The 25,183-nt window shown below is 51.9% G+C and carries 26 protein-coding genes; 14 read left to right on the top strand and 12 right to left on the bottom strand.

The window, feature by feature from the left end:
- Window positions 1–47: 47 nt before the first annotated feature.
- Genes rfaL through rfaD form a run of 4 tightly spaced genes read right to left on the bottom strand, consistent with a single transcriptional unit; the run spans window position 48 to window position 4,245 of the window.
- A complete protein-coding gene (gene rfaL / locus F3J26_RS20900; RefSeq protein WP_166995783.1) occupies window positions 48–1,256 on the bottom strand; it encodes an O-antigen ligase RfaL in 1,209 nt (402 codons plus the stop codon).
- A 28-nt stretch (window positions 1,257–1,284) separates the two neighbouring features.
- A complete protein-coding gene (gene rfaC, locus F3J26_RS20895) occupies window positions 1,285–2,247 on the bottom strand; it encodes a lipopolysaccharide heptosyltransferase RfaC (RefSeq protein ID WP_166995781.1) in 963 nt (320 codons plus the stop codon).
- Window positions 2,247–3,296, bottom strand: coding sequence for an ADP-heptose--LPS heptosyltransferase RfaF (gene rfaF / locus F3J26_RS20890; protein ID WP_166995779.1), 1,050 nt, complete (start codon window positions 3,294–3,296; stop codon window positions 2,247–2,249). Before rfaF ends, rfaC begins: the two co-directional genes overlap by 1 nt.
- 16 nt (window positions 3,297–3,312) lie before the next feature.
- A complete protein-coding gene (gene rfaD / locus F3J26_RS20885; RefSeq protein WP_008457465.1) occupies window positions 3,313–4,245 on the bottom strand; it encodes an ADP-glyceromanno-heptose 6-epimerase in 933 nt (310 codons plus the stop codon).
- A 301-nt stretch (window positions 4,246–4,546) separates the two neighbouring features.
- Between rfaD and yibB the strand changes: the two genes are divergently transcribed.
- The 3 genes from yibB to tdh all read left to right on the top strand — a co-directional run bounded on the left by yibB (window position 4,547) and on the right by tdh (window position 7,917).
- Window positions 4,547–5,404 (top strand): protein YibB, encoded by an 858-nt coding sequence (gene yibB, locus F3J26_RS20880; protein WP_166995777.1) that lies wholly within the window; start codon window positions 4,547–4,549, stop codon window positions 5,402–5,404.
- A gap of 280 nt (window positions 5,405–5,684) precedes the next feature.
- Window positions 5,685–6,881 (top strand): glycine C-acetyltransferase, encoded by a 1,197-nt coding sequence (gene kbl / locus F3J26_RS20875; protein WP_166995775.1) that lies wholly within the window; start codon window positions 5,685–5,687, stop codon window positions 6,879–6,881.
- Window positions 6,882–6,891: 10 nt separating this feature from the next.
- Complete coding sequence (gene tdh, locus F3J26_RS20870) at window positions 6,892–7,917, top strand: L-threonine 3-dehydrogenase (RefSeq protein WP_008457475.1); 1,026 nt, start codon at window positions 6,892–6,894, stop codon at window positions 7,915–7,917.
- Window positions 7,918–7,956: 39 nt separating this feature from the next.
- Here the strand turns inward: tdh and F3J26_RS20865 are convergent, their stop codons facing one another.
- The 3 genes from F3J26_RS20865 to gpmM are packed head-to-tail and all read right to left on the bottom strand — an operon-like array spanning window position 7,957 to window position 11,715.
- Entirely contained in the window at window positions 7,957–8,847 is an 891-nt protein-coding gene (locus tag F3J26_RS20865; protein WP_286180346.1) for a divergent polysaccharide deacetylase family protein, read from the bottom strand.
- A gap of 48 nt (window positions 8,848–8,895) precedes the next feature.
- On the bottom strand, window positions 8,896–10,158 hold the full coding sequence (gene envC, locus F3J26_RS20860; RefSeq protein ID WP_166995771.1) for a murein hydrolase activator EnvC: 1,263 nt from the start codon (window positions 10,156–10,158) through the stop codon (window positions 8,896–8,898).
- 9 nt (window positions 10,159–10,167) lie between these two features.
- Complete coding sequence (gene gpmM / locus F3J26_RS20855; protein WP_166995769.1) at window positions 10,168–11,715, bottom strand: 2,3-bisphosphoglycerate-independent phosphoglycerate mutase; 1,548 nt, start codon at window positions 11,713–11,715, stop codon at window positions 10,168–10,170.
- 247 nt (window positions 11,716–11,962) lie between these two features.
- On the opposite strand from gpmM, the gene F3J26_RS20850 reads away from it, so the two are divergent.
- From F3J26_RS20850 to cysE, 5 genes are all read left to right on the top strand, one after another.
- Window positions 11,963–12,394, top strand: a complete 432-nt coding sequence (locus tag F3J26_RS20850; RefSeq protein WP_166995768.1) for a rhodanese-like domain-containing protein — start codon at window positions 11,963–11,965, stop codon at window positions 12,392–12,394.
- A 21-nt stretch (window positions 12,395–12,415) separates the two neighbouring features.
- Window positions 12,416–12,667, top strand: a complete 252-nt coding sequence (gene grxC / locus F3J26_RS20845; protein ID WP_008457480.1) for a glutaredoxin 3 — start codon at window positions 12,416–12,418, stop codon at window positions 12,665–12,667.
- Window positions 12,668–12,723: 56 nt separating this feature from the next.
- Window positions 12,724–13,191 carry a protein-export chaperone SecB gene (secB, locus tag F3J26_RS20840; protein ID WP_008457481.1) on the top strand — a complete coding sequence of 156 codons (468 nt, stop codon included), beginning with the start codon at window positions 12,724–12,726 and terminating at the stop codon, window positions 13,189–13,191.
- Complete coding sequence (gpsA, locus tag F3J26_RS20835) at window positions 13,191–14,210, top strand: NAD(P)H-dependent glycerol-3-phosphate dehydrogenase (RefSeq protein ID WP_166995767.1); 1,020 nt, start codon at window positions 13,191–13,193, stop codon at window positions 14,208–14,210. The genes secB and gpsA overlap by 1 nt, the downstream gene beginning before the upstream one ends.
- A gap of 78 nt (window positions 14,211–14,288) precedes the next feature.
- Window positions 14,289–15,104 (top strand): serine O-acetyltransferase, encoded by an 816-nt coding sequence (gene cysE, locus F3J26_RS20830; protein WP_008457483.1) that lies wholly within the window; start codon window positions 14,289–14,291, stop codon window positions 15,102–15,104.
- On the opposite strand, the gene trmL is transcribed toward cysE, so the two are convergent.
- The 3 genes from trmL to cpxR all read right to left on the bottom strand — a co-directional run bounded on the left by trmL (window position 15,101) and on the right by cpxR (window position 17,742).
- Window positions 15,101–15,574 carry a tRNA (uridine(34)/cytosine(34)/5-carboxymethylaminomethyluridine(34)-2'-O)-methyltransferase TrmL gene (gene trmL / locus F3J26_RS20825; RefSeq protein WP_166995766.1) on the bottom strand — a complete coding sequence of 158 codons (474 nt, stop codon included), beginning with the start codon at window positions 15,572–15,574 and terminating at the stop codon, window positions 15,101–15,103. The genes cysE and trmL overlap by 4 nt on opposite strands.
- Before the next feature lie 102 nt (window positions 15,575–15,676).
- Window positions 15,677–17,047 carry an envelope stress sensor histidine kinase CpxA gene (gene cpxA, locus F3J26_RS20820; protein WP_008457485.1) on the bottom strand — a complete coding sequence of 457 codons (1,371 nt, stop codon included), beginning with the start codon at window positions 17,045–17,047 and terminating at the stop codon, window positions 15,677–15,679.
- Complete coding sequence (gene cpxR / locus F3J26_RS20815) at window positions 17,044–17,742, bottom strand: envelope stress response regulator transcription factor CpxR (protein ID WP_008457487.1); 699 nt, start codon at window positions 17,740–17,742, stop codon at window positions 17,044–17,046. The genes cpxA and cpxR overlap by 4 nt, the downstream gene beginning before the upstream one ends.
- 151 nt (window positions 17,743–17,893) lie before the next feature.
- On the opposite strand from cpxR, the gene cpxP reads away from it, so the two are divergent.
- The 5 genes from cpxP to F3J26_RS20790 all read left to right on the top strand — a co-directional run bounded on the left by cpxP (window position 17,894) and on the right by F3J26_RS20790 (window position 23,120).
- Window positions 17,894–18,403, top strand: a complete 510-nt coding sequence (cpxP, locus tag F3J26_RS20810; protein ID WP_008457489.1) for a cell-envelope stress modulator CpxP — start codon at window positions 17,894–17,896, stop codon at window positions 18,401–18,403.
- A gap of 123 nt (window positions 18,404–18,526) precedes the next feature.
- The gene (gene fieF, locus F3J26_RS20805) at window positions 18,527–19,429 is read left to right on the top strand and encodes a CDF family cation-efflux transporter FieF (protein ID WP_008457498.1); all 903 of its coding nucleotides are present in this window, start codon (window positions 18,527–18,529) and stop codon (window positions 19,427–19,429) included.
- A 182-nt stretch (window positions 19,430–19,611) separates the two neighbouring features.
- Entirely contained in the window at window positions 19,612–20,574 is a 963-nt protein-coding gene (gene pfkA / locus F3J26_RS20800) for a 6-phosphofructokinase (protein WP_008457500.1), read from the top strand.
- 151 nt (window positions 20,575–20,725) lie between these two features.
- Window positions 20,726–21,715, top strand: a complete 990-nt coding sequence (locus F3J26_RS20795) for a sulfate ABC transporter substrate-binding protein (protein WP_008457502.1) — start codon at window positions 20,726–20,728, stop codon at window positions 21,713–21,715.
- 100 nt (window positions 21,716–21,815) lie between these two features.
- Window positions 21,816–23,120, top strand: a complete 1,305-nt coding sequence (locus F3J26_RS20790; RefSeq protein ID WP_166995764.1) for an SLC13 family permease — start codon at window positions 21,816–21,818, stop codon at window positions 23,118–23,120.
- Between the two features lie 49 nt (window positions 23,121–23,169).
- Here the strand turns inward: F3J26_RS20790 and tpiA are convergent, their stop codons facing one another.
- On the bottom strand, window positions 23,170–23,937 hold the full coding sequence (gene tpiA / locus F3J26_RS20785) for a triose-phosphate isomerase (protein ID WP_008457509.1): 768 nt from the start codon (window positions 23,935–23,937) through the stop codon (window positions 23,170–23,172).
- 108 nt (window positions 23,938–24,045) lie between these two features.
- Window positions 24,046–24,645, bottom strand: a complete 600-nt coding sequence (locus F3J26_RS20780; protein WP_166995832.1) for a DUF1454 family protein — start codon at window positions 24,643–24,645, stop codon at window positions 24,046–24,048.
- A gap of 117 nt (window positions 24,646–24,762) precedes the next feature.
- Here F3J26_RS20780 and F3J26_RS20775 point away from each other — a divergent pair, with 117 nt between their 5' ends.
- Entirely contained in the window at window positions 24,763–25,182 is a 420-nt protein-coding gene (locus F3J26_RS20775; RefSeq protein ID WP_008457512.1) for a DUF805 domain-containing protein, read from the top strand.
- Window position 25,183 lies beyond the last annotated feature (1 nt).

Raw genomic sequence — 25,183 nt, 5'->3', positions numbered from 1 at the left:
TTTAGTTTAAGCATAAAAAAGGCTACGTGATGTAGCCTTTTTTTTTGTTATTTTTTATTCAGTGCTATCAATAACCCAACCAATACGCCAAGCAGGTCTAGCTGTATTTGTTCAACATTTCCTCGAATGAGGAAATAGCCGATAAATGATAACAAGATTATCATGTGTGCATTTACCGGGAAGGACGAGCTTTTCTTGAAGGCGTTGGAAGTACATTCTTTAATTATCGCTGCATAGGTGAGTAGCAGGCCTGCGAATCCGAGTAAGCCGGCGCCAAACCAGACAAACAATGCCAGGTTGTGTGGCCCGGGAGACTCTCTAAAGGTCCAGTTGGGATAATCAACCACACGTTTGTTATAGACATCTTTATAGGCTGTATTTCCAAAGCCGTATCCCAGCAAAGGGTTTTCCATGATAAGATTCATTGCGCTACCTTGCACACCATTTGAATAACGATTGGAGCTGTCTGTCTGCTGAAGTTTAGTCATTAAAGTTGTTGGTATTTTTTCTTGCGTCAAAATTGCGCCGAGTGTCAAGGTAGAAATTAAAATCCCGGCAATCAATAATTTCCATTGCCGGTTTAACACAACCCACAGTAAGCCAACAGTTAATACAGAAAGCCAAGCGCCACGGGAAAGTGTGCCTAAAATAAGAAACAGATAGACCGCGCTTAGCAGAACAAAGGCAACCTTATACTTAACAGATTTTATTAACCACATGCTCAATAAGGCAGGGAAAAGGAATACCAACGAGTCGGATATACCACGATGTCTGAAATCGATAAATGGCATGACACCCTGTGTGTACTCTTGGTAGTAAAGCACGATCTCTGATATGCAACGTAGACTCAGCGCTGTAATAAATGAAAAGAAAATTATTTTTGAAATTAACTCTTTGCTTTCATTTCTCAGCAGTACGGGAATGGAAATTGTACATAAAAGAGTGTTTTCCAGGACAGACTTGCTGATTTCCTTCAGGGTTGCTTTGAAATCAGGTGTCTGAAACAGCGAAAGAAACACGGCGAAAGTCAAAACAGCTATGCTAAAAAATAGAAAATTTTTGAATTCTGGCAGAAATTGTCTAGGCTGCTTACACAGATATACAAGAGTTGTGAGCGTCATCAATATAACAATGAGGTGTTTATAACGCGTTATGCCACCTAAAAAATAAGTGGCAATAAATAAGAATACAAGCGTTCTATTCCAGTATAAGGTCCAGTTTTTTTTCTCATTAGAAAAAAATAATGTGAGGGCCATCTCTTCTCCGATATCGAAATTCGCGTACTTACAGGCTTGTCGTAAGTTGATTCAAGACTGTAAAGGCAGTCAAATTTTCAAGTCTGTTACCCGGTGCGCGGCACACGACCTGATTTTTTCCATACCCGCCAATGAGGCCCGGATCTGTAGGTCCGTAAAGCGTCACATTCGGTCGGTCCAATGCTGCCGTAAGATGGCTTAATCCTGTATCAACAGAAACCACAAATTTGGCATTCGCCAGAACTTTGGCGACTTCTTCAAGCGTTAATTTTGGCAGAACATCCACAAAGCTAAATCCTGCCGCCAGTCGTTTGGCTCGTTCTTCTTCGTGCGGTGCCCCCCAAGGGAGTTTTATCCGCAGTCCGGTTGCCTTCAATAGCTCAATCAGCTCCCGCCAATTTTCTTCTGGCCAGTGTTTATCATCTCGAGTTGTTGCGTGTAAAAATACCGCATACTTTTCCGCACTTTCTTTCGGATTAGTAAGAAAATGCCCTGAAATCGCATAATCACCCTGAGATTGCGGTTTTGCGTAACCCAAACTTTTGGCAAAAAGTTCACGAGTACGTTCCACGGCGTGCTGCTGCCTGGCCACATTATGGCGTTTGTTATAAAACAGGCTTGCCAGAGGTTCACGGGCACTGTTCCAGTCCATGCCATGCTTGATGCCATGTGCTTTTCGAGTCACCAACGCTGCGCTTTTTACCAGGCCCTGAGCATCAATGACGCAGTCGTACTTTCTTGCTTCAAGCTGATAATAAAAAGCTTTTCGTTCCGCGCGGGTTTCAGCGGAGAACCAGCTTTTACGCCAGCGACGGATCGCGACGGGAATCACTTTATCTACGGCGGGGTGCCAGCCTGGTATCTGTGCGAAACCTTCTTCTACCACCCAATCGAACGAAATTCCCGGCATTGCCAGCATCGCGTCTGTAAGCGCAGGAAGAGAGTGGAGAACATCGCCCATCGAAGACGTTTTAACGAGAAGGACGCGCATTAGTCTTCCTTGCTGCTGGTTAGCAGTTCAGTCAATGTAACCAGCACGCTTTCTGGTGTGATATCGATCAGGCTTTGATGATAGCCCTCAGCAGCATCGCCTTTACGCACTTTATGGTAGCCGCTGATCAAGCGAATAACTCTCGCTTTGTGGGAAAGTGGTGGGGTGAAATCCGGGCTGCTGGGACCATAAAGTGCGACCAGAGGACGGTTGAGCGCAGCTGCGACATGCATCAGGCCGGAATCATTGGTGACCACACCCTCGCAAGCGGCAAGCAATATCACGGCCTGTTCAAGCTGGGTATCCCCGGCAAGGTTACGGCACCATGCCTGCTGTTCAGTGGTGAGAGCAGCAAGAATCTCTTTACCTGCGTCCTTATCCTTGGCTGAGCCGAAGAGCACAACCTGATAGCCCGCATCGATGAGTTTTGCTGCGAGCGCGGCGTAATGATAGTGCGGCCAACGTTTTGCCGGGCCGAACTCTGCTCCAGGGCAGAAACCAATCATCGGACGCTGTGGATCAAGATTAAAAGCAGCGCAAGTCTGTGTTTTTTCACCTTCACTAACATGTAGTTGAGGCCACAGGAGCGGCTGCGGGAGGTCTTTAGCCGACTGCATTATGCCTTTTTCATAACCCAGGGCGACGTAGCGCTCTACCATCAATGGCCAGGCTTGTTTGTCCAGCTTACGGCTGTCATTCAGCAGGCCGTAACGCATCTCGCCCAACCAACCCGTACGGTGAGGTATGTTGGCAAAAAAAGGCACCAGCGCGGACTTAAACGAGTTTGGCAGAACGTACGCATGGTCATAGCGTTTGTCCCGCAGGCTGCGTCCAAGGCGACGACGCTCTGCGATTTGCAACGCACCGTGGCCCAAAGGCATGGCGATGGCTTCGTTCACTTCCTGCATACGCGATAATAGCGGACGGCACCACGCGGGTGCCATCACGTCAATAATCGCCTGGGGATAACGCGCCTTGAGCGTGCGATAAAGACTTTGCGACATCATCATGTCGCCCACCCATGACGGGCCAATCACCAGAATTTTCATGCTTTTCCTGTGCAGCTTATGCGTCGCGATTTAACCATTTCATGTATTCCGCAACCCCTTGGGCAACGGTTTTGAACGGCTTGTCGTAACCCGCAGCGCGCAGATTGGTTAAGTCAGCTTCAGTATAAGCCTGATAGCGACCTTTTAGCTTTTCCGGGAAAGGAATGTACTCGATGCTGCCTTTGTTGTGATACGCCAGCGCTGCGTCTGCCACGGCCTGGAAGGATTCCGCACGACCGGTACCGCAGTTGAAAATACCGGAAACGCCATTTTGCCAGAACCAGAGGTTAACGGCGGCAACATCACCCACATAGATGAAGTCACGCTTGAAGCCGTCGCTGCCTTCAAACAGTTTTGGGTTCTCACCGTTATTCAACTGAGTATTGAGATGGAATGCCACGCTCGCCATGCTGCCTTTGTGGCCTTCGCGCGGCCCGTAGACGTTAAAGTAGCGGAAGCCGGTCACCTGAGAGTTTGCTTCTGGCAGGATCTGGCGAACATATTCATCAAACAGGAATTTTGAGTAACCGTACACGTTCAGCGGCTGTTCATATTCGCGGGATTCGATGAAATCTGCATTGCGCCCGCCGTAGGTGGCGGCAGAAGAGGCATACAGGAACGGAATTTCGCGCTCCAGGCAGTAGTGCAGGATTTCTTTAGAGTACTGATAGTTGTTGTCCATCATGTACTTGCCGTCCCACTCGGTCGTGGACGAGCAGGCCCCTTCATGGAAGATGGCGTCGATATCACCGAACTCTTCCCCGGCCATAATTTGGATCAGGAAGTCTTCCTTATCCATGTAGTCGGTGATGTCCAGATCAACCAGGTTAACAAATTTAGTCCCATCCTTCAGGTTATCTACCACCAGGATATCGCGATAGCCTTGTTCGTTCAGTGACTTAACAATGTTGCTGCCGATCATGCCGGCGCCGCCAGTAACGATGATCATAACTGTAGCCTTAAAATTATGGAGTCAGAGACAATCTCAGACATGAATGTGCATAATCATACCATTACATTTGCATCGCTTCAGCCATTTACACAATGCGCCAGGTTTGTCATCCAGGTGGTTTAAGCCCGATTGACTTTTCCTGGGTTTACCTGCTATTTAATTTCATATTATTTTTATTTTAATGTTTGCCGGGGAATTATTGTATTCGTTAAGGCCGAACTGAACGCAAAGCGTACTGTGTACAGAAGGTAAATGATTGTGATATAATATTTATTTATATTAATGGTTTTTATTAGCGATGAAATCATCTACCACAATTGTAACGGCTTATTTTGACCTCGGTAGAGGGGTGTGGACTGCTAATAAAGGGTTCCGTGATAATCTTGCCCGCTCTGTAGATGTTTATTTTAATTACTTCGAGCGATTGGCCGCTTTAGAAAATGATATGGTGGTATTCACTTCACCCGATCTCAAGGAAAGAGTTGAAGCCATTCGACAGGGAAAGCCTACTACGGTTATTGCCATTGATATAAAAAACAAATTTAAACATATTCGGCGTCTTATTGAGAGGGTTCAGCAGGACGAGAGTTTTATCAATCAATTAGAGACCCATCAGTTAAAAAACCCTGAATATTGGTCGCCAGAGTACGTGCTAGTCTGTAATTTAAAATCCTACTTTGTTAACAAAGCCATTAATGATGGGTTAATAAAAACACCACTGGTTGCATGGGTTGATTTTGGCTATTGCCGGGAATCTAAAGTAATTCGTGGTTTAAAAGTGTGGGATTTTCCATTTAATAAAAATACCATGCATCTTTTTACCATCAAGAAAGGGCTAAATGTTACGTCGTTGAAACAGGCATTTGACTTTATGATTGGCAACCATGTTTATATTATCGGCGGTGCTATTGTCGGTTCTCAGAGTAAATGGCAAGAGTTTTATTCTCTGGTAACGGAAAGCCAGAAAATTACGCTGAAAAATAATATCGTGGATGATGATCAGGGTATATTTGTTCTCTGTTATTACAAACGCCCTGAATTATTCACCCTGAATTATCTTGGGAAAGGAAAATGGTTCGACCTGTTCCGTTGCTTCAGGCACTCCGCTTTAGGCGCCAGACTGCAGGCGCTTAGAATTTTTCTCTCGAGGAAGTAGCCCCTGCTGAGGGAATAAATCATCTGAAGATGATTTCAACAGGTCAGATATACGGGAATCTATCTGACCTGTCAGGATTTTAATGATTTCAATATTTTTATTATTATTCAATGTGTTAATGATAATTCCTGCACGGTCTTCATACCGCTTAAAGCCCCTGTCCGCCTCGCATTCTAGCGTGATTTATCCTGCAAAATTAAGAATCCCTGAAGCGTCATCTCGCCTGGTGATATAGGTTTGGGTAAGATGTGCCAAAACTTGCCATGCCTGGAGAATCGCGATGCGCGAAGATTTTTACCAACAGCTGACTTCCCAACTCGAAACCGCTCGAGCAGAAGGGCTTTTTAAAGAAGAACGTATTATCACCTCCGCCCAGCAGGCGGACATCACCGTCGCGGACGGTAGCCACGTTATTAACTTCTGCGCCAACAACTATCTGGGTCTTGCTAACCATCCGCAGCTGATTGAAGCGGCTAAACAGGGGATGGATAAACACGGTTTTGGGATGGCTTCGGTCCGCTTTATTTGCGGTACTCAGGACAGCCATAAACAGTTGGAAAGCAAGCTGGCCGATTTCCTGGGAACGGACGATGCGATTCTTTACTCTTCCTGCTTCGACGCCAATGGCGGCCTGTTTGAGACGCTGCTCGGGCCGGAAGATGCCATCATTTCTGACGCACTGAACCATGCCTCAATTATCGACGGTGTGCGCCTGTGTAAAGCACAGCGTTATCGCTATGCCAACAACGATATGCAGGAACTGGAAGCTCGCCTGAAAGAGGCTCGTGCGGCCGGTGCTCGCAATGTGATGATTGCCACCGATGGCGTGTTCTCAATGGACGGTGTGATTGCCAACCTGCAGGGCGTTTGCGATCTGGCGGATAAGTACAATGCGCTGGTTATGGTCGATGACTCCCACGCCGTGGGCTTTGTTGGTGCCAATGGGCGCGGTACGCACGAATACTGCGATGTCATGGACCGGGTTGATATTATTACCGGCACGCTGGGTAAAGCGCTGGGCGGTGCTTCTGGTGGCTATACCGCAGGTCGCAAAGAAGTTATCGAATGGCTTCGCCAGCGTTCCCGTCCTTACCTTTTCTCAAATTCACTCGCGCCAGCCATTGTTTCCGCCTCTATCAAGGTACTGGAAATGCTGGAGTCAGGCGAAGAGCTGCGTGAGCGTCTGTGGTCAAACGCTCGTCTGTTCCGTGAAAAAATGAGCGCTGCCGGATTTACGCTTGCAGGTGCAGATCACGCCATTATTCCAGTGATGCTTGGTGAAGCAGTTGTGGCGCAAAACTTTGCGCGCGAGCTGCAAAAAGAAGGTATTTATGTCACCGGTTTCTTCTACCCGGTGGTGCCAAAAGGTCAGGCGCGTATTCGCACCCAAATGTCGGCGGCGCATACTCCTGAGCAAATTGAACGTGCGGTAGATGCGTTTACGCGCATCGGTAAGCAATTAGGCGTTATCGCTTAAGGGAGCGGTCATGAAAGCATTAGCAAAACTGAAGGCGGAAGAAGGCATCTGGATGACGGATGCTCCCAAGCCGGAAATGGGTCATAACGATCTGCTGATCAAAATTCGTAAAACGGCGATTTGCGGGACCGACGTCCATATTTACAACTGGGACGAATGGTCGCAAAAAACCATTCCTGTTCCTATGGTTGTGGGCCACGAATACGTGGGTGAAGTGGTCGGCATAGGCCAGGAAGTGAAAGGCTTCAAGATTGGCGATCGCGTTTCCGGCGAAGGGCACATCACCTGTGGACACTGTCGTAACTGCCGTGGTGGGCGTACCCACCTGTGCCGTAACACTACCGGCGTGGGTGTGAACCGCCCTGGCTGTTTTGCTGAGTATTTGGTTATCCCGGCGTTTAATGCGTTCAAGATCCCGGACAATATCTCAGACGACCTGGCTTCCATCTTCGACCCGTTCGGCAACGCAGTGCACACGGCACTTTCGTTCGACCTGGTGGGCGAAGATGTGCTGGTCTCCGGCGCGGGCCCTATCGGGATCATGGCGGCGGCAGTAGCAAAGCATGTCGGTGCGCGTAACGTAGTGATTACCGACGTGAACGAATACCGCCTCGAGCTGGCGCGTGAAATGGGAATCACTCGTGCGGTCAACGTCAGCAAAGAAAGCCTGCAGGACGTGATGAGCGAGCTGGGGATGACCGAAGGGTTTGACGTGGGTCTGGAGATGTCCGGCGCACCACCGGCGTTCCGCACCATGCTTGACACCATGAATCACGGTGGCCGTATTGCGATGCTGGGGATCCCGCCGTCAGATATGTCTATCGACTGGACCAAAGTTATCTTTAAGGGGTTGTTTATTAAAGGTATCTATGGCCGCGAGATGTTTGAAACCTGGTACAAGATGGCCGCCCTGATTCAGTCTGGCCTGGATCTGTCCCCGATTATCACCCACCGCTTCTCTATTGATGAGTTCCAGAAAGGCTTTGACGCGATGCGCTCCGGGCAGTCAGGCAAAGTTATCCTGAGCTGGGATTAATCATTGAACCAGAGGGCATCGCGCCCTCTGGTTTTTCAATCAGGCCTGTTTAGGCCAACCCTGCCACTGATGCTGGAGATACTTCACCAGCGCGCTCTCGGCAATACTTTCACTGATGACTTTAAAGTAGGTGGTGGCATACACCGGCTCAAGAGGCTGTTTCGGTTTACACACCTTCACGCCACGGAACGGGTTACGCGGCGGTGGCAGTTTCCCCGGCTGAGTATTAATCGGCGTTGAGGTATCTACCTGTGGCTCATTAAGCAGGCTGCTCGGCCGCACCAGGGTGATGTCCGGCGGCAGGTTGTACACCATCTGCTGGAGGACACGAACCGTTGAAGGATGGGGGTGACCGATGGCGATTGCTGACCCGGTTTTGCGAGCAAGCTGGATAGCGCGATTGAACTGAAAGCGAATATCCGCTTCGTTCTGAGTATCGTCGAGGAACACTTTCCGCTTAATCACTTTGACGCGAGTGCCGGCCGCGGCGCGCGTGGCCTGGCTGTTACCGATGGTCATGCTGTCCAGGAAATAGAGATTGTACTGCTCCAGCGACAGCATCACTTTTTGCATACCGAACAGGCTGGAGGTCATCGCGCTGCCCATATGGTTATTCATCCCAACTGCATAAGGGACTTTGTTCACCGCGTCGCGGATAATTCTCTCGATTTCGCTGCTGCTCATGTCCGGGCGGAGCGTATCTTTCTCTAGCGGTTGTTTGCTAAGTGGCGCCATCGGCAGATGGATCAGAACTTCGTGCCCGGCATTATGGGCTTTAGTGGCCATTTCGCGAGCGTGTGGTGCGTTGGGTAGCACGGCGACAGAGACGTTAGTCGGCAGGGCCAGAACCTGGTTTTCCTGTTGAGGACGATAGCCGAAGTCGTCGATGACGATTGAGAGCTTACCGGCCCACGCGGAGGTTGCCAGCATTAGCCCGCTGGCGGCGGCGAAAAAAACGGTGCGGAACTGAGGCAAAACTTATCTTCCCAACCACGGTTGTGGATTCACTGCCTGGCCCTGGCGACGAATTTCGAAATAGAGTGACGGACGGCCCTGGCCGCCACTGCTACCGACCAGTGCAATAGGTTGTCCGGCACGTACCTGGGTGCCGACGCTGACCAACGCGCTCTGGTTGTAGCCGTAGAGACTCATATCGCCTTTACCGTGTTCAATGACGACAACAAGACCATAGCCCTGAAGCCAGTCGGCAAGGATCACGCGTCCGTCGGCAATGGCTTTAACTTCTGTGCCTTCTGACGCCGCAATAACGATACCTTTCCAACGTAGTTCACCTTGCAGCTGTTCGCCATAGCGATGCAGTAACGAACCGCGAACCGGCCAGTATGCCTGCCCACGTGGCGCACCCAGGCCACCTGTTCTCGACATTAATGAACGTTCGCTTTCGGTTGGCTTGTATGTTGTGCCTTTGTTGGAGGCTTCCTGCTGTTTATTACGAACCTGCTCTGCTTCGCGTGCCTCACGCTCGGCTCGAGCTTTTGCCGCTGCTTCTGCACGGGCTATCTGATTTTGTAAGCGCGTCTGGTTCTGGCGCATCTCACTCAGCTTCTGCTGATCCTGCTGAATGGAGGATTCCAGGCCTGCCAGCGTCTTTTTGCGTTCGTTGCGGGCGCTCTCCAGCTTGGCCTGTTGCGCCTGCTGGTCATACAGCAAGGTTTGCTGCTCGCTTTGCTTACTTTCCAGCTCGGTTTTCTGCTGTGCGGCTTCTGCTTTGGTCTGTTTTAACGCTTCGATAGTCTGCTGACGCGCAGCATTAAGGTAACCGAAATAGGCCTGCAGGCGCTGGCCACGCTGGCTTTCTTCGCCGCTAAGAATCAACTGAATACCAGTATGCTGACCCTGACGAAACGCCGCATCTAGCTGAGCAGCCAGGTTACGTTCCTGGGTTGCCTGCTGTTTTTGCAGTTTGGCGAGGGAGTTGTTCAGCGTCGCGATTTGATTGTTTAAATCGGCGAGGGTGTTCTGGGTTTCGCGCAGCTTACGGCTGGCCGCGGAAATCGCTTCTTCCTGAGCTTTGAGCTGAGCGAGTAAAACGGAGCGTTGCTGCTGCTGCTGACGCACCGCACGCTCTTTGGCAGCGATATCCTGTTGAATGGATTGCAGCTGCTGCTTGTCGTCAGCGTGGCTGGAAAAAGGCCATAACAAGACGCCAGCGCTAAACACGCTGGCGTAGATAACGGGCTTCACAGCCCATGTCTTTGAAAAAATCGCCTTTCCCCTCATGGGGAGGGATTATTCCACGATGAACAGCGGCTTGCCAGTCATCTCGTGCGGGATTTCCATTCCCATCAGGCTCAACATGGTTGGCGCGATGTCCGAAAGCTTGCCGCCAGCGACAGCTTTCAGGGTTTTTTCACCCACATAGATCAGCGGGACCGGCAGGCTGGTGTGCGCGGTATGGGCCTGGCCGGTAGCCGGGTCGCGCATTTGCTCAGCGTTACCGTGATCTGCAGTGATCAACAGCTGACCGCCAACGGCCTCAACGGCTTTAACCACCTGAGCGACACAGTTGTCGAGGGCTTCAACGGCGGAAATCGCAGCATCATAGACGCCGGTGTGGCCAACCATGTCACCGTTCGGGTAGTTGCAGATGATGGTGTCGTACTTACCGCTGTTGATGGCACTCAGCAGCTTATCGGTCAGTTCAGCAGAGCTCATTTCAGGCTGCAAATCGTAGGTTGCCACTTTCGGAGAATTCACCAGGACGCGATCTTCACCCGCGAACGGCTCTTCAACGCCGCCGTTGTAGAAGAAGGTCACGTGAGCGTATTTCTCTGTTTCGGAGATGCGTAACTGAGTTTTATTGTGTTTCGCCATCCACTCACCGAAAGTATTGGTCAGTGACGCTGGTGGGTAAGCGCAGGCCGTTTTAATGTCTGCGGCATATTCAGTCAGCATCACGAAGTCGCCAAACTGCACCACTTTTTTGCGGCTGAAGCCGTCGAAATCGCCGTTAACAAAGGCGCGAGTGATCTGGCGGGCACGGTCAGCACGGAAGTTCATGAAGATTAATGCATCGCCGTCGTTCATAGCAGATTCGGCTTCACCTGCGGCGCGAATCACGGTTGGCTTAACGAATTCATCGTTTTCGTCACGAGCGTAAGCGGCTTCCAGACCAGCAACCGCATTGTCTGCCTGGAATTCCCCTTTGGCCTGAGTCATCAGGTCGTAAGCCAGCTCAACGCGATCCCAGCGGTTGTCGCGGTCCATAGCGTAGTAACGGCCAATCAGGGTGGCAACGCGGCCTTTGCCCAGCTCAGCGAACTTGTCGGCAAATTTCTTCAGGGAAGACTCTGCGCTGCGTGGCGGCGTGTCACGGCCATCAAGGAAAGCATGCAGATAAATAGCTTCAGCGCCTCGCTCGGCCGCCAGCTCGATCATCGCCAGAATATGGTCTTCATGGCTGTGAACGCCACCGGGAGAAACCAGACCCATGATATGTACCGCTTTACCGGCGGCAACGGCTTTGTCTACCGCACAGGTCAGGACCGGGTTAGCAAAGAAAGCACGTTCTTTAATTTCAACGTCCAGGCGAGTCAGATCCTGGTAGACGATGCGGCCGGCACCGAGGTTGACGTGGCCCACTTCGGAGTTACCCATTTGCCCGTCTGGCAGGCCGACTTCCAGGCCTGATGCGTTGATCAGGGTATGCGGGCGCTGGGCCCACAGGCTATCCATCACCGGCGTTTTAGCATTAAGAATCGCGTTATCCTGCTGCTCTTCGCGGTGGCCATAGCCATCGAGAATGACCAGGACCATAGGTTTTTTAGTAACCGACATTGCAACAACCTCTGAGTCTAAGACAAAATTTGCGTAATTTTACTACAGCCGATCCGGGCGAATAGCCGCAGAAGATCAAAGAAAGAGGTTGGATGGCGATCGGATTTCATCAGTCTGGTTCTTTTTTTCCGTAACAGCCCGCAGAATCCACATAACATTATTCAGACTGGCTGTAATTGCCACAACGCGAAGGTATACTCCCCACCTGGTTTTCTCATCATTACTTAGTCGGGAGTTATTACCCCCCATGCAAGAAATTATGCAATTCGTTGGTCGCCACCCCATACTTAGTCTGGCGTGGGTTGGCCTGCTGGCCGCGGTACTTTTCATGACCTTTAAAGGCCTGGCCTCTAAAGTTAAAGTGATCACTCGTGGTGAAGCTACTCGCTTAATTAACAAAGAAGATGCGGTGGTGGTTGATGTGCGCCAGCGTGACGACTTCCGTAAAGGCCACATTGCAAATTCACTGAACGTGCTGCCAACTGAAATCAAAAACGGCAACTTGGGTGAACTTGAAAAGCATAAAGCGAAGCCCATTATTGTGGTATGCGCTAACGGTGTTTCTTCACAAGAATCAGCGGCTTTGTTGCACAAGGCTGGTTTTGAGCAGGTTGCGCTGCTAAAAGAAGGTATTGCCGGCTGGAGCGGGGAAAACCTGCCGCTGGTTCGCGGTAAATAATCTGGAAAACTGAGGTAAACCATGGCGAATATTGAGATCTATACCAAAGCGACTTGTCCTTTTTGCCACCGTGCAAAAGCCCTGCTGAACGAAAAAGGCGTGGCGTTTCAGGAATTACCTATTGATGGTGATGCCGCTAAGCGGGAAGAGATGATCAAACGCAGTGGTCGCACCACGGTACCGCAGATTTTTATTGACGCACAGCACATTGGCGGTTGCGATGACTTGTACGCACTGGATGCGCGTGGTGGACTCGATCCCCTGCTGAGCTAGTGCGGTTTGTCTGCCGTGTATCGCAGAGTAAGGACGTTTAAATTTAAGGGTTAACAATGTCAGAACAAAACAATACAGAAATGGGTTTCCAGATTCAGCGTGTTTACACCAAGGATGTCTCTTTCGAAGCACCTAACGCACCGCACGTTTTCCAGAAAGACTGGCAGCCGGAAGTAAAACTGGATCTGGATACTGCATCCAGCCAACTGGCTGAAAATGTTTATGAAGTTGTGCTGCGCGTAACCGTGACCGCTACGCTGGGTGAAGACACCGCTTTCCTGTGTGAAGTTCAGCAGGCGGGTATCTTCTCCGTTGACGGTATCGAAGGCACGCAGCTGGCGCATTGCCTGGGCGCATACTGCCCGAACATTCTGTTCCCATATGCGCGTGAATGTATCACTAGCCTGGTTTCTCGCGGCACTTTCCCGCAGCTGAACCTTGCACCGGTTAACTTCGATGCGTTGTTCATGAATTATCTGCAGCAGCAAGCTGGCGAAGGTGCTGAAAACCATCAGGATGCCTGATGAACAGCCTTAATGCTTCAATGACTGTTATCGGTGCCGGCTCTTACGGCACCGCTCTCGCAATCACCCTTGCGAGAAATGGCCACCACGTTGTGTTGTGGGGTCATGATGCCAAACATATTGCCACGCTGCAGGCCGATCGCTGCAATGCGGCTTTCCTGCCCGATGTCCCTTTTCCCGACACTTTACATCTTGAGAGTGATTTAGCCGTAGCGTTGGCCGCCAGCCGTAATATTCTGGTGGTTGTACCGAGCCATGTGTTTGGGCAAGTGTTGCGCCAAATCAAGCCGCTGATGCGCCCGGATGCACGTATTGTGTGGGCGACAAAAGGGCTGGAAGCTGAAACGGGTCGTCTACTGCAGGATGTTGCCCGTGAGGCGCTGGGGGATGATGTTCCCCTGGCCGTCATTTCTGGCCCAACATTCGCGAAAGAGCTGGCAGCAGGTTTACCGACGGCGATTGCGCTTGCGGCAACCGATGACCAGTTTGCGGATGACCTCCAACATCTTCTGCACTGCGGTAAAAGCTTCCGTGTCTACAGCAATCCTGATTTCATCGGCGTTCAGCTTGGCGGTGCGGTTAAAAACGTTATCGCTATTGGCGCAGGGATGTCGGACGGCATCGGGTTTGGCGCCAATGCGCGTACCGCGCTTATCACCCGTGGTCTCGCGGAGATGACTCGCCTTGGCTGCGCGCTCGGTGCTTCGCCGGAAACCTTTATGGGCATGGCCGGCTTGGGCGATCTGGTACTGACCTGTACCGACAACCAGTCCCGCAACCGTCGCTTTGGCATGATGCTCGGTCAGGGAATGGATGTAGATGGAGCACAGCAAAAGATTGGCCAGGTGGTTGAAGGCTATCGCAATACCAAAGAAGTTCGCGAGCTGGCGGCTCGGGTAGGCGTCGAAATGCCAATAACCGAGGAAATTTATCAGGTATTGTATTGCGGAAAAAATGCGCGCGAGGCAGCATTAACGTTGCTTGGCCGTACTCGTAAGGATGAACGAAGCGGCAAATGAAGGATCGCCTAATACACCGCAATAACTGAAACGTCCCGACCCTGGTGTCGGGCGTTGTTTTTCTGTCTGGAGAGAGCAATGTCGTCTGAAGAACTGGATTTGGTGTGGAGCAATATTAAAGCCGAAGCGCGAGCGCTTGCGGATTGTGAACCCATGTTGGCCAGTTTTTATCATGCGACGCTCCTCAAGCACGATAATCTTGGAAACGCGCTCAGCTACATGTTGGCCAATAAGCTGGCTTCACCGATTATGCCGGCCATTGCCATTCGCGAAGTGGTTGAAGAGGCCTATGCTGCCGATCCGCAGATGATTGCCTCTGCCGCTTGCGACATCCAGGCGGTGCGTACGCGTGACCCTGCGGTAGACAAGTATTCAACGCCGCTGCTTTATCTTAAAGGCTTCCATGCGCTGCAGGCGTATCGCATTGGCCATTGGCTTTGGCTGCAGGGGCGACAGGCGCTGGCTATCTTCTTGCAGAACCAGGTCTCCGTCTCTTTCCAGGTTGATATTCACCCTGCGGCAAAAATTGGGTGCGGGATTATGCTTGACCATGCCACCGGGATTGTCATTGGTGAGACTGCGGTCGTCGAAAACGATGTGTCTATTCTGCAATCGGTCACGTTGGGCGGTACCGGTAAAACAAGTGGCGATCGCCATCCGAAAATCCGCGAAGGCGTAATGATTGGTGCGGGTGCCAAGATCCTCGGCAATATTGAGGTTGGAACCGGCGCAAAAATTGGCGCAGGCTCCGTCGTGCTCCAGCCTGTTCCGCCGCATACAACGGCAGCTGGCGTGCCGGCGCGAATAGTGGGTACGCCGGGAAGTGACAAGCCAGCGATAGATATGGATCAGCACTTCAACGGCGCAGGCTTTGAATACGGCGACGGCATTTAGCTTCTGAGAACAGCGCCCTGATACCCTAGCTGGCGCCAGGCCTCATAGACCACCACGGACACCGAGTTAGAGAGGTTCATGCTGCGGCTGTCCGGCATCATGGGAATGCGAATCTTTTGTTCTGGCGGCATGGCGTTCAGTATCTCAGCGGGTAGCCCGCGAGTTTCCGGGCCAAACATCAAATAATCTCCAGCCTGATAGCTCACAGCACTGTGGGCGGGTGTTCCTTTGGTTGTTAAAGCAAACAGGCGCTGAGGGGTTTCGGCTTCCAGAAAGGCGTTATAGTCGCGATGGCGCAGCACTGTCGTAAATTCGTGATAATCCAGCCCGGCGCGACGCAGGCGTTTATCATCCCAGGGAAAGCCCATTGGCTCGATGATGTGCAGGCGGAAACCAGTGTTGGCGCACAGGCGGATAATGTTCCCGGTATTGGGTGGAATTTCTGGCTCAAACAAAACGATATTTAACATACAACCCCCATCAACTAGGGGCGCAGAATAGCAAAATAGCGCCTGAGCAGAAATGAAAACAGGCTCCGTAGAGCCTGGTATTGCGAATGTTTATCCTGTTTGTCAGCGGTGATAAAGCGGCAGCCAGAGCGTCAGGCGCAGGCCGCCCAGCGGGCTGTCGTCAGCTTTTACCCAGCCACGATGCTGCTGCACGGCGGTTTCCACGATAGCCAGACCGAGACCTGTCCCCCCCGACTCGCGATCGCGTGCTTCATCCGTACGATAAAAAGGACGGAAAATCTGCTCTCTGTCTTCCGGACTGACACCCGGACCGTCATCGTCAACGGTGACGGTAATGCCCTGATTATCGACGGAGAAATTCACAGCTATCTTGGTGTGCGAGTAACGCAGAGCATTGCGAACAATATTCTCCAGCGCACTTTCCAGGGCATTTGGGTTACCGTACATCAGCCACGGACCCGGCGGGTAGGTGACTTCCAACGACTTACCCATTTGCTCTGCTTCAAACGCAGCGTTATCCAGCATTTCTGCCCAGATTTGGTTCGCTTTCATTGTTTCGCTGACCAGCGCATTTTTTTGCTGATTGCGCGACATCACCAGCAGGTCATTAATCATGCCGTCCAGACGCTGGGCTTCTGTTTCTATGCGCCCTAACTCTTTGCTCTCACCGCTGCGGCGACGCAGTAGCGCGGTTCCAAGCTGCAGGCGGGTCAGCGGCGTGCGGAGTTCATGGGAGATATCCGACAGCAACCTCTGCTGCGCCGTCATCATTCGCTCCAACGCAGTCACCATTTGGTTGAAGCTCGCGCCCGCGGCCTGGAATTCCTGTGGCCCAGCCTCGAGTTCTGGATGCTGGCGTAGGTTGCCCTGGGCGACTTCATCTGCTGCATTTTTGAGCTTGCGGGCAGGTTTCGCAAGGCTCCAGGCCAGCCAAAGTAACAGCGGAGAACTTACCAGCATGGTGACAATTAGCAGCAGTAAAGGGCGGTCGAACAGCAGGTTGATAAAGTCAGATTGCGAGCTGCTGGCCGGGCGAATCAGGTAAAGTTGGTAGTTATCTTCACCATCTCGCACCGAAAATGGGCCAACCAGCTCAACTCGCCCATATTTCTTTTTCTGGGGATGATCGGCGTTATCGGACTGGCCGATAAAGTTACGGATGATCTGCATTTCGTTGCGTTGGGCGCCAATGACACGCCCTTCGCTGGTGACCAGCAGCAAACGCTGGCCTGGAGGTGCCCATTTGTCGATGGCACGGAACAGACGCCGCCACCACATCAAATCATTCGGTGGATCGGTTGCCAGTTCAGCTTCGACGTGTTGCTCAATCATGTAGCCCTGACGTTGCTCATTTTCCATCAGCTCGGTCATCTGGCGTGAATCCAGCTTCGGCAGCATCAAAACTAACATCAGTACCAGAGCCAGTGTCAGCCAGAAGATGGCAAAAATGCGCGCGGTAAGGCTACTTATCATGAAGCGGAAACCATCAGATAGCCGCGACCACGTAAGGTTTTAAACCACGGATGACCGTCTTTGCGATCCGGCAATTTACGACGCAAGTTGGAAATATGCATGTCTATGGCGCGGTCGAACGGTGTTAATCGTTTACCCAATACTTCCTGGCTCAGATGTTCACGAGAAACCACCTGGCCCAGATGCTGAGCGAGGAGATACAGCAGCGTAAACTCTGTGCCGGTTAAGTCCAGCGCTTGTCCGTCGAAACTCGCTTCCTGGCGGCCTGGATTGAGGCTCAGCCCATCGACTTCTACCGTCGGTGAACTGCTGTCGCTGTTTTGTTGCTGCTCGCTCCAGTGTGAACGACGCAGGATGGCGCGAATACGGGCGACCAGCTCACGATCGTTAAAGGGTTTTGGTAAGTAGTCATCGGCACCCAGCTCAAGGCCGAGTACACGGTCAAGTTCGCTACCGCGAGCGGTAAGCATAATGACGGGTGTCTGGTGTGTCTGGCGAAGTTCTTTCAACGTATCAATACCGTTTTTCTTGGGCATCATTACGTCAAGCAATAACAGGTCGATGCTGTCGTCCAGAAGCGTTAACGCTTGCTCACCATCGTGAGCAACAATCACGTCAAAACCTTCCATGTCGAGCAATTCCTTTAGCAGGGAAGTCAGCTCTCGGTCATCATCAACTAACAGGATTTTATTCATTGTGAAATTACCTCCGAGGCAGAAATTACGTCATCAAGGCGCGCTAATCCATGACTTTACGTTGTTTTACACCCCCTGACGCTAGTTTGCAGCGGGAATCGTAGACTGGCTCTCGTTGAATCGCAGCACACACAGATTTCGGGAGCAAGTGATGCGCAATGTTACCGCTGTCGTCATGGCCTCAACACTGGCATTTATCTCTTTAGCCAGCTCGGCCGATGATTTGCCGACCGGCGTTAACTGGCCACAAAGCGATAATCTGGCAAAACGAAACAACGCTCAGAACCACATGTTTGACGGCATAAGTTTGACTGAGCAACAGCGCCAACAGATGCGAGATCTTATGCACCGGGCAAGGCATGATAGCCCACCCGTTAATGTTAGCGAAATGGAGATCATGCATCGTCTGATCACCGCCGATAAATTTGATGAAGTGGCAGTGAAAGCTCAGGCTGAAAAAATGGCACAAGAACAGGTTGCCCGCCAGGTCGAGATGGCAAAAGTACGCAACCAAATGTACCACTTACTCAGTCCTGAACAGCAAGCCGCTTTAAATGAGAAACACCAGCAGCGCATGGACCATCTCCGTGAACTGTCGGAACTGCAGCAGGGTGTTTCGCTGCAGGCCATGAGTAGTAGCAGTACCCGTAGTAACCAGTAACAAACCCTGTTTTCCTTGCCATAGACACCATCCCTGTCTTCCCCGCCTCACCAGGCGGGTTTTTTTTGCCTGACGCTCAAGCCTGATCCGCTATACTACCGGCATTCACCTGCGGGAGCCCCCATGAATCAACAATATGGGCAGCTGGTTAGCCGGGCTGCAATCGCGGCGACCGTCATGGCGTCGTTGCTACTTTTAATAAAAATTTTCGCCTGGTGGTATACCGGCTCGGTGAGTATTCTGGCGGCGCTGGTGGACTCACTGGTCGATATCGCAGCTTCATTGACGAACTTGCTTGTGGTGCGTTATTCACTCCAGCCCGCAGACGAAGAACATACATTCGGTCACGGCAAAGCGGAATCGCTGGCCGCTCTCGCACAAAGCATGTTCATCTCAGGCTCGGCCCTGTTCCTGTTTTTAACCGGTATTCAGCATCTGGCTGACCCTTCACCTATGAAAGATCCTGGCATTGGCGTGGCGGTGACGATTGTGGCACTGATAAGTACCTTAGTTTTGGTGACGTTCCAGCGCTGGGTGGTACGAAAAACACAAAGCCAGGCCGTCCGGGCCGATATGCTTCATTATCAGTCTGATGTTATGATGAATGGCGCAATTCTTATTGCGCTGGCCCTTTCCTGGTACGGTTGGCATCGTGCTGATTCGCTGTTTGCTTTGGGTATTGGCGTGTACATTTTGTATAGCGCGCTGCGAATGGGTTATGAAGCCGTGCAATCGCTGCTTGATCGGGCGTTACCAGACGAGGAACGTCAGGCTATTATTGATATCGTGAACGCGTGGCCCGGTGTCAGAGGAGCCCACGATCTCCGAACGCGGCAGTCAGGGCCGACCCGCTTTATACAGCTTCATATTGAGATGGAAGATAATTTACCGCTGGTTCAGGCGCATGTTGTGGCTGAACAGGTGGAGCAGGCGATTCTGCAGCGTTTCCCAGGATCGGATGTGATTATCCACCAGGATCCTTGCTCTGTTGTTCCGACGGGACGGCAGGGGCATTTCGAGCTTTAGTTTTACGTTGGAAAGTTGGCGCTGACTGGCAGTTTTTGCATAATGTACCGCCATTTGGCCTGACCTGAATCAATTCAGCTGGGAGCCGTTGTTATACTATTTGGGCAGCGTCGAAGTTTCGGATTGCCCGCAGCGTTTTCCGGCAACAGGATTAATTTTGCTTTCAAAGTTCAGAGGTAGTCATGATCAAAAAAATTGGTGTGTTGACGAGTGGCGGTGATGCGCCGGGCATGAACGCGGCTATCCGCGGTGTGGTGCGTGCAGCGCTGTCAGAAGGTTTGGAAGTCATGGGTGTCTATGATGGCTACCTGGGTCTGTACGAAGATCGCATGGTGCAGCTGGACCGCTACAGCGTGTCCGACATGATCAACCGTGGCGGTACATTCCTCGGCTCTGCTCGCTTCCCTGAGTTCCGCGATGAAAACATTCGCGCCGTGGCTATCGAAAACCTGAAAAAACGCGGCATTGATGCGCTGGTGGTTATTGGCGGTGACGGTTCTTACATGGGGGCGATGCGCCTGACCGAAATGGGCTTCCCTTGCATCGGCCTGCCGGGCACCATCGATAACGATATTAAAGGTACCGATTACACCATCGGTTACTTCACTGCGCTGGAAACCGTGGTTGAAGCGATTGACCGCCTGCGCGATACCTCCTCTTCACACCAGCGTATCTCCATCGTTGAAGTGATGGGGCGTTACTGCGGCGACCTGACCCTGGCTGCGGCTATCGCCGGCGGCTGTGAGTTTGTGGTGCTGCCGGAAGTTGAATTCAGCCGTGAAGATCTGGTGGCAGAAATCAAAGCCGGGATTGCGAAAGGTAAGAAACACGCCATTGTGGCTATTACCGAGCACATTTGCGATGTTGATGAACTGGCTAAATACATCGAAACCGAAACCAAACGCGAAACCCGTGCTACCGTTCTGGGCCACATCCAGCGCGGTGGTTCCCCGGTAGCGTATGACCGTATTCTGGCATCCCGCATGGGGGCTTACTCCATCGAACTGCTGCTACAGGGCTTCGGCGGCCGCTGCGTCGGTATTCAGAACGAAAAACTGGTTCACCATGACATCATCGACGCGATTGAAAACATGAAGCGTCCGTTCAAAGGTGACTGGCTGGATTGCGCTAAAAAGCTGTATTAATCCAGATAGCTGTCAGTAAAAACCGGGCATGGCCCGGTTTTTTATTGCCTGTTATATCGCCAAAAGTTATAGCCAATCTTTTTTTATTCTTTAATCCTTGAAATAGTTTCTGGCAGGCTGGTCGCATCAAACTTCATAAAGAGAGCGTGCGATGAACAAGTGGGGCGTGGGTTTAACATTACTTTTGGCTTCTGGTGGCGTATTAGCGAAGGATATTCAGTTACTCAACGTGTCTTACGATCCGACTCGTGAACTATATGAAGAATACAACAAAGCGTTCAGTGCTCACTGGAAGCAGCAAACCGGTGATACGGTCACCGTGCGCCAGTCACACGGCGGATCCGGGAAGCAGGCAACGTCGGTCATTAATGGCATTGAAGCCGACGTCGTAACCCTGGCGCTGGCCTATGACGTTGATGCCATCGCCGAGCGCGGGCGCATTGATAAAAACTGGATCAAGCGCCTGCCAGACAACTCTGCGCCATATACATCCACCATCGTATTCCTGGTGCGCAAAGGCAACCCTAAACAAATTCATGACTGGAACGACCTGATCAAACCGGGTGTGTCTGTCATCACGCCAAACCCGAAAAGCTCCGGCGGCGCACGTTGGAACTATTTAGCGGCGTGGGGTTATGCGCTGCACCACAACAATAACGATCAGGCGAAAGCACAGGACTTCGTAAAAGCCTTATTCAAAAACGTAGAGGTGTTGGACTCCGGTGCCCGTGGTTCGACCAACACCTTTGTTGAGCGCGGCATTGGTGATGTGCTGATTGCGTGGGAAAACGAGGCGTTACTGGCTACCAATGAGTTGGGCAAAGACAAATTTGAGATTGTGACCCCGAGCGAATCTATTCTTGCGGAACCGACTGTGTCCGTTGTGGACAAGGTTGTTGAGAAGAAAGGGACTCAGGCCGTGGCAGAAGCATACCTGAAGTATCTCTACTCACCTGAAGGCCAGGAGATTGCGGCGAAGAATTACTATCGTCCGCGCGATCCTGAAGTCGCGAAGAAATACGAAAAAGAATTCCCGAAACTGAAGCTCTACACGATAGATGAAGAGTTTGGCGGCTGGGCAAAAGCACAGCAGGATCACTTCTCCAACGGCGGCAGTTTCGACCAAATCAGCAAGCGTTAACGTTAAATGGCCCTACGGGGCCATTTTTGTTTCCACGGTCTGACATTTACTCGCAGAATATCTTCCCGTAGAGTGCTGAAAAACTCTACAGGAGACAGGTATGTCGCTCTGGTTGTCGGACCCTCTAATCCTGCCCGGCATTATTATCCTTATCACCATTGTCCTTTGGGCCACTTCTGCCCTCCCGGAATACCTGACTGCACTGTTATTTTTTGCCGCGGCGATGGTGGCAAAGATAGCCCCGGCCGAGGTGATTTTTAGTGGTTTTGCCTCGTCGGCCTTCTGGCTGGTGTTCAGCGGTTTTGTGCTGGGGATTGCGATTCGCAAAACGGGTTTGGCCGATCGAGTTGCGCGGGCGCTGTCCGCCCGGCTGACCGACTCCTGGCTACATATGGTCGGCAGCGTCGTGCTTCTAAGCTATGCGCTGGCATTTGTTATGCCTTCAAATATGGGGCGCATTGCCCTGTTGATGCCGATTGTTGCGGCGATGGCGAAAAGAGCGTCCATCGGCGACGGCACCCGCGCCTGGTACGGTCTGGCGCTGGCCGTGGGGTTTGGCACTTTCCAGCTCTCGGCGACGATCTTACCGGCGAATGTGCCGAATCTGGTGATGAGCGGAGCGGCGGAAGGGTCTTATGGCCTGCATCTTAACTATCTGCCTTATTTGCTGCTGCACACTCCGGTGCTTGGCATTCTGAAAGGATTAGTGCTGATAGGCCTGATTGTCTGGCTATTTCCTGGCAAACCGCAGCCGCCAAAGCAAATTGAGAGTCCAGGACCGATGAGCCCTGAAGAAAAACGGCTGGCGTGGCTGCTGGTCGTTGTGCTCGGGCTGTGGGTGACGGAAAGCTGGCACGGCATTGGTCCTGCATGGATAGGGCTGATTGCCGCCTGTATGACGCTGTTACCGCGAGTGGGGTTTATCTCCGGCGAGGAGTTTGCCAGCGGTGTGAATGTGCGTACCTGCTTCTATGTGGCGGGCATTTTAGCGCTGGCCACGACTGTGACGCATATCGGTCTTGGGGCACTTGTGGGTGAGAAGCTAATGGCGATTATGCCCCTGGAGGCCAGCAGGCCGTTCACCAGCTTTGCCGCGCTAACCGGTATCACCAGCCTGCTCAACTTCATCGTCACTGCGAACGGCGTTCCGGCGCTCTATACCACTTTTGCCGAAAGCTTCTCACAGGCGACCGGTTTTCCACTTTTGTCGGTGATTATGATTCAGGTGCTGGGTTACTCAACGCCGCTTCTGCCGTATATGGCGTCGCCGATTGTGGTGGCGATGGGGTTGGGAAAAGTCCCGGCAAGGGAAGGGATGAAGCTTTGCCTGGCGCTGGCCGTGGTGACGTTTTCGATTTTGCTGCCGCTGGACTATGGCTGGTTCCAACTGCTGCACAAACTCTAAAAAAAAACGGCTCCGCAAGCGGAGCCGTTCATCAATATTATTGGCGTGATTACGCTTTTTTCGCTTCAGCTGCTGCTTTAACGATAACCGCGAAAGCGTCAGCTTTCAGGGATGCACCGCCAACCAGCGCGCCGTCAATGTCTGGCTGAGCAAACAGCTCTGCAGCGTTTTTATCGTTAACGGAGCCGCCGTACTGGATGATCACTTGCTCAGCCACTTTCGCGTCAGCTTTAGCAATGTGATCACGGATAAATTTGTGTACCGCCTGAGCCTGAGCTGGGGTTGCAGATTTACCGGTACCGATAGCCCAGATTGGTTCGTAAGCGATTACCGCACCTTCGAATGCTGCTGCGCCCTGAGTTTTCAGCACGGCGTCGATCTGGCGTGCACAAACTTCTTCGGTTTTGCCCGCTTCGTTTTCAGCTTCGCTTTCACCGATGCACAGAACTGGCACCAGGCCTGCTGCTTTCAGCACGGCGAATTTCTTAGCGATGAACTCATCAGACTCAGCGTGATAGGTACGACGCTCAGAGTGACCGATGATGATGTATTTAGCACCGATATCTTTCAGCATCTCTGCAGAAACTTCACCGGTAAACGCGCCGGACAGGTTAACGTCTACGTTCTGCGCGCCAAGAATGATGTGGCTACCGGAAGCAGCGTGTTTCGCCAGGTCCAGGTACATGGTTGGTGGGGCGATAGCCACGCCGCAGCCTTCCACGCCAGACAGCTCTTTACGCAGGTTAGCAACAAGCTCGTTAACCATGTGTTTGCTGCCGTTCAGTTTCCAGTTACCCATCACTAAAGGATGTCGCATTTTAATTCTCCACGCGGTAAGCAATAAAAAGAATCACTGCCCGTCGGGCAGCTTGGTCTGTGAAACAGTATAGAGAGTCGGCGGGCGAAAGGCTTTGCTTTTTGTCATTTATTCGCCGCTGTTTAGCGTCTCAGATAGCGTTAGCTTAATCGGTTCAACGGCGAAAGTTAGCCCCTTTTCGCCGTTATCTGCCACGACATAGCGAATAGCACCGTCGTTCTGCGCGAAATAGCGTTTATTTTTGCCGTCGTTGAGTAGTTTGGTCAGCTTCTGCTGGCTTTGCGCTTTGGAAAGCGTTGGCGTGAAGCTGCGGATGATCGCAGCCATGTATTCCAGCGCTTTGCCACGGGCGGCTTTTTGCTCCGGCCCCTGAATGGGGAGCCAGGTTATCTGCATCGACTTAATTTTTAGGGTGCCGAGTTCCAGTGCCACAGAAGCATAAAGGTTTTCGTTGATCTTGGTAGCGGCGCGGGTCAGATTGGCTTTGTCACGGCTCTTCTCCACGGCGCGAAATTCGTTCAGCGGTAGCGACGGATTATCAATATCAAATTTGCCACGAAACTGGGTAATGGTCAGATCGAAAGTGGGTGCGCCGGGCAGCAGATAAGGCGCCGCCGGAAGCTGAGAAACTGCGTCTGACGCAGGATCTGCCCGGCTCACCGCCAAAGGCAGCGCCAGCAGCACGAGGGCAGGCAGCAGGTATTTCATCGACACACTTCTCCTGATGGGTTCATCATCCCGATTAAATCGGCAATCCGTTGGCTTGTCAAAACGGGCGGTGACCAGGGTACACTACGCCGCGATAAAATAATAAGGACCTTACCCATGACCATACAGCAATGGTTGTTCTCTTTTAAAGGGCGTATTGGACGCCGCGATTTTTGGATTTGGATCGGCGCGTGGATAGTCGGGCTGATTATTCTGTTTACCCTGGCCGGGGCCGAAATCATGCCGTATTCCACGGCGGGCTTCTTCCTCACCGGCTCGCTGATTCCAACCGCGGCGGTGATTGTGAAGCGCCTGCATGACAGAGATAAAAAAGGCTGGTGGGCGTTGCTCTTTATTCCTGCCTGGCTGCTGGTGGCGGGAAACTGGGAAACCTTTGGCACCTTGTGGCAGTGGGGATTGGGGCGTTTTATCCCGACGCTGATTTTCGTCATGGTGCTGATGGACCTGGGCGCTTTTGTTGGCACCCAGGGTGAAAACCGTTTCGGGAAAGAGACCAGCGAAGTTAAATTCCGCTGAT

The sequence above is a fragment of the Enterobacter sp. Ap-867 genome (genome assembly GCF_011752855.1).
Classification (GTDB): Bacteria; Pseudomonadota; Gammaproteobacteria; order Enterobacterales; family Enterobacteriaceae; genus Cedecea.
Note: the sequence above shows the minus strand (reverse complement) of the source record. Positions and strands in the feature narration are given on the sequence as shown.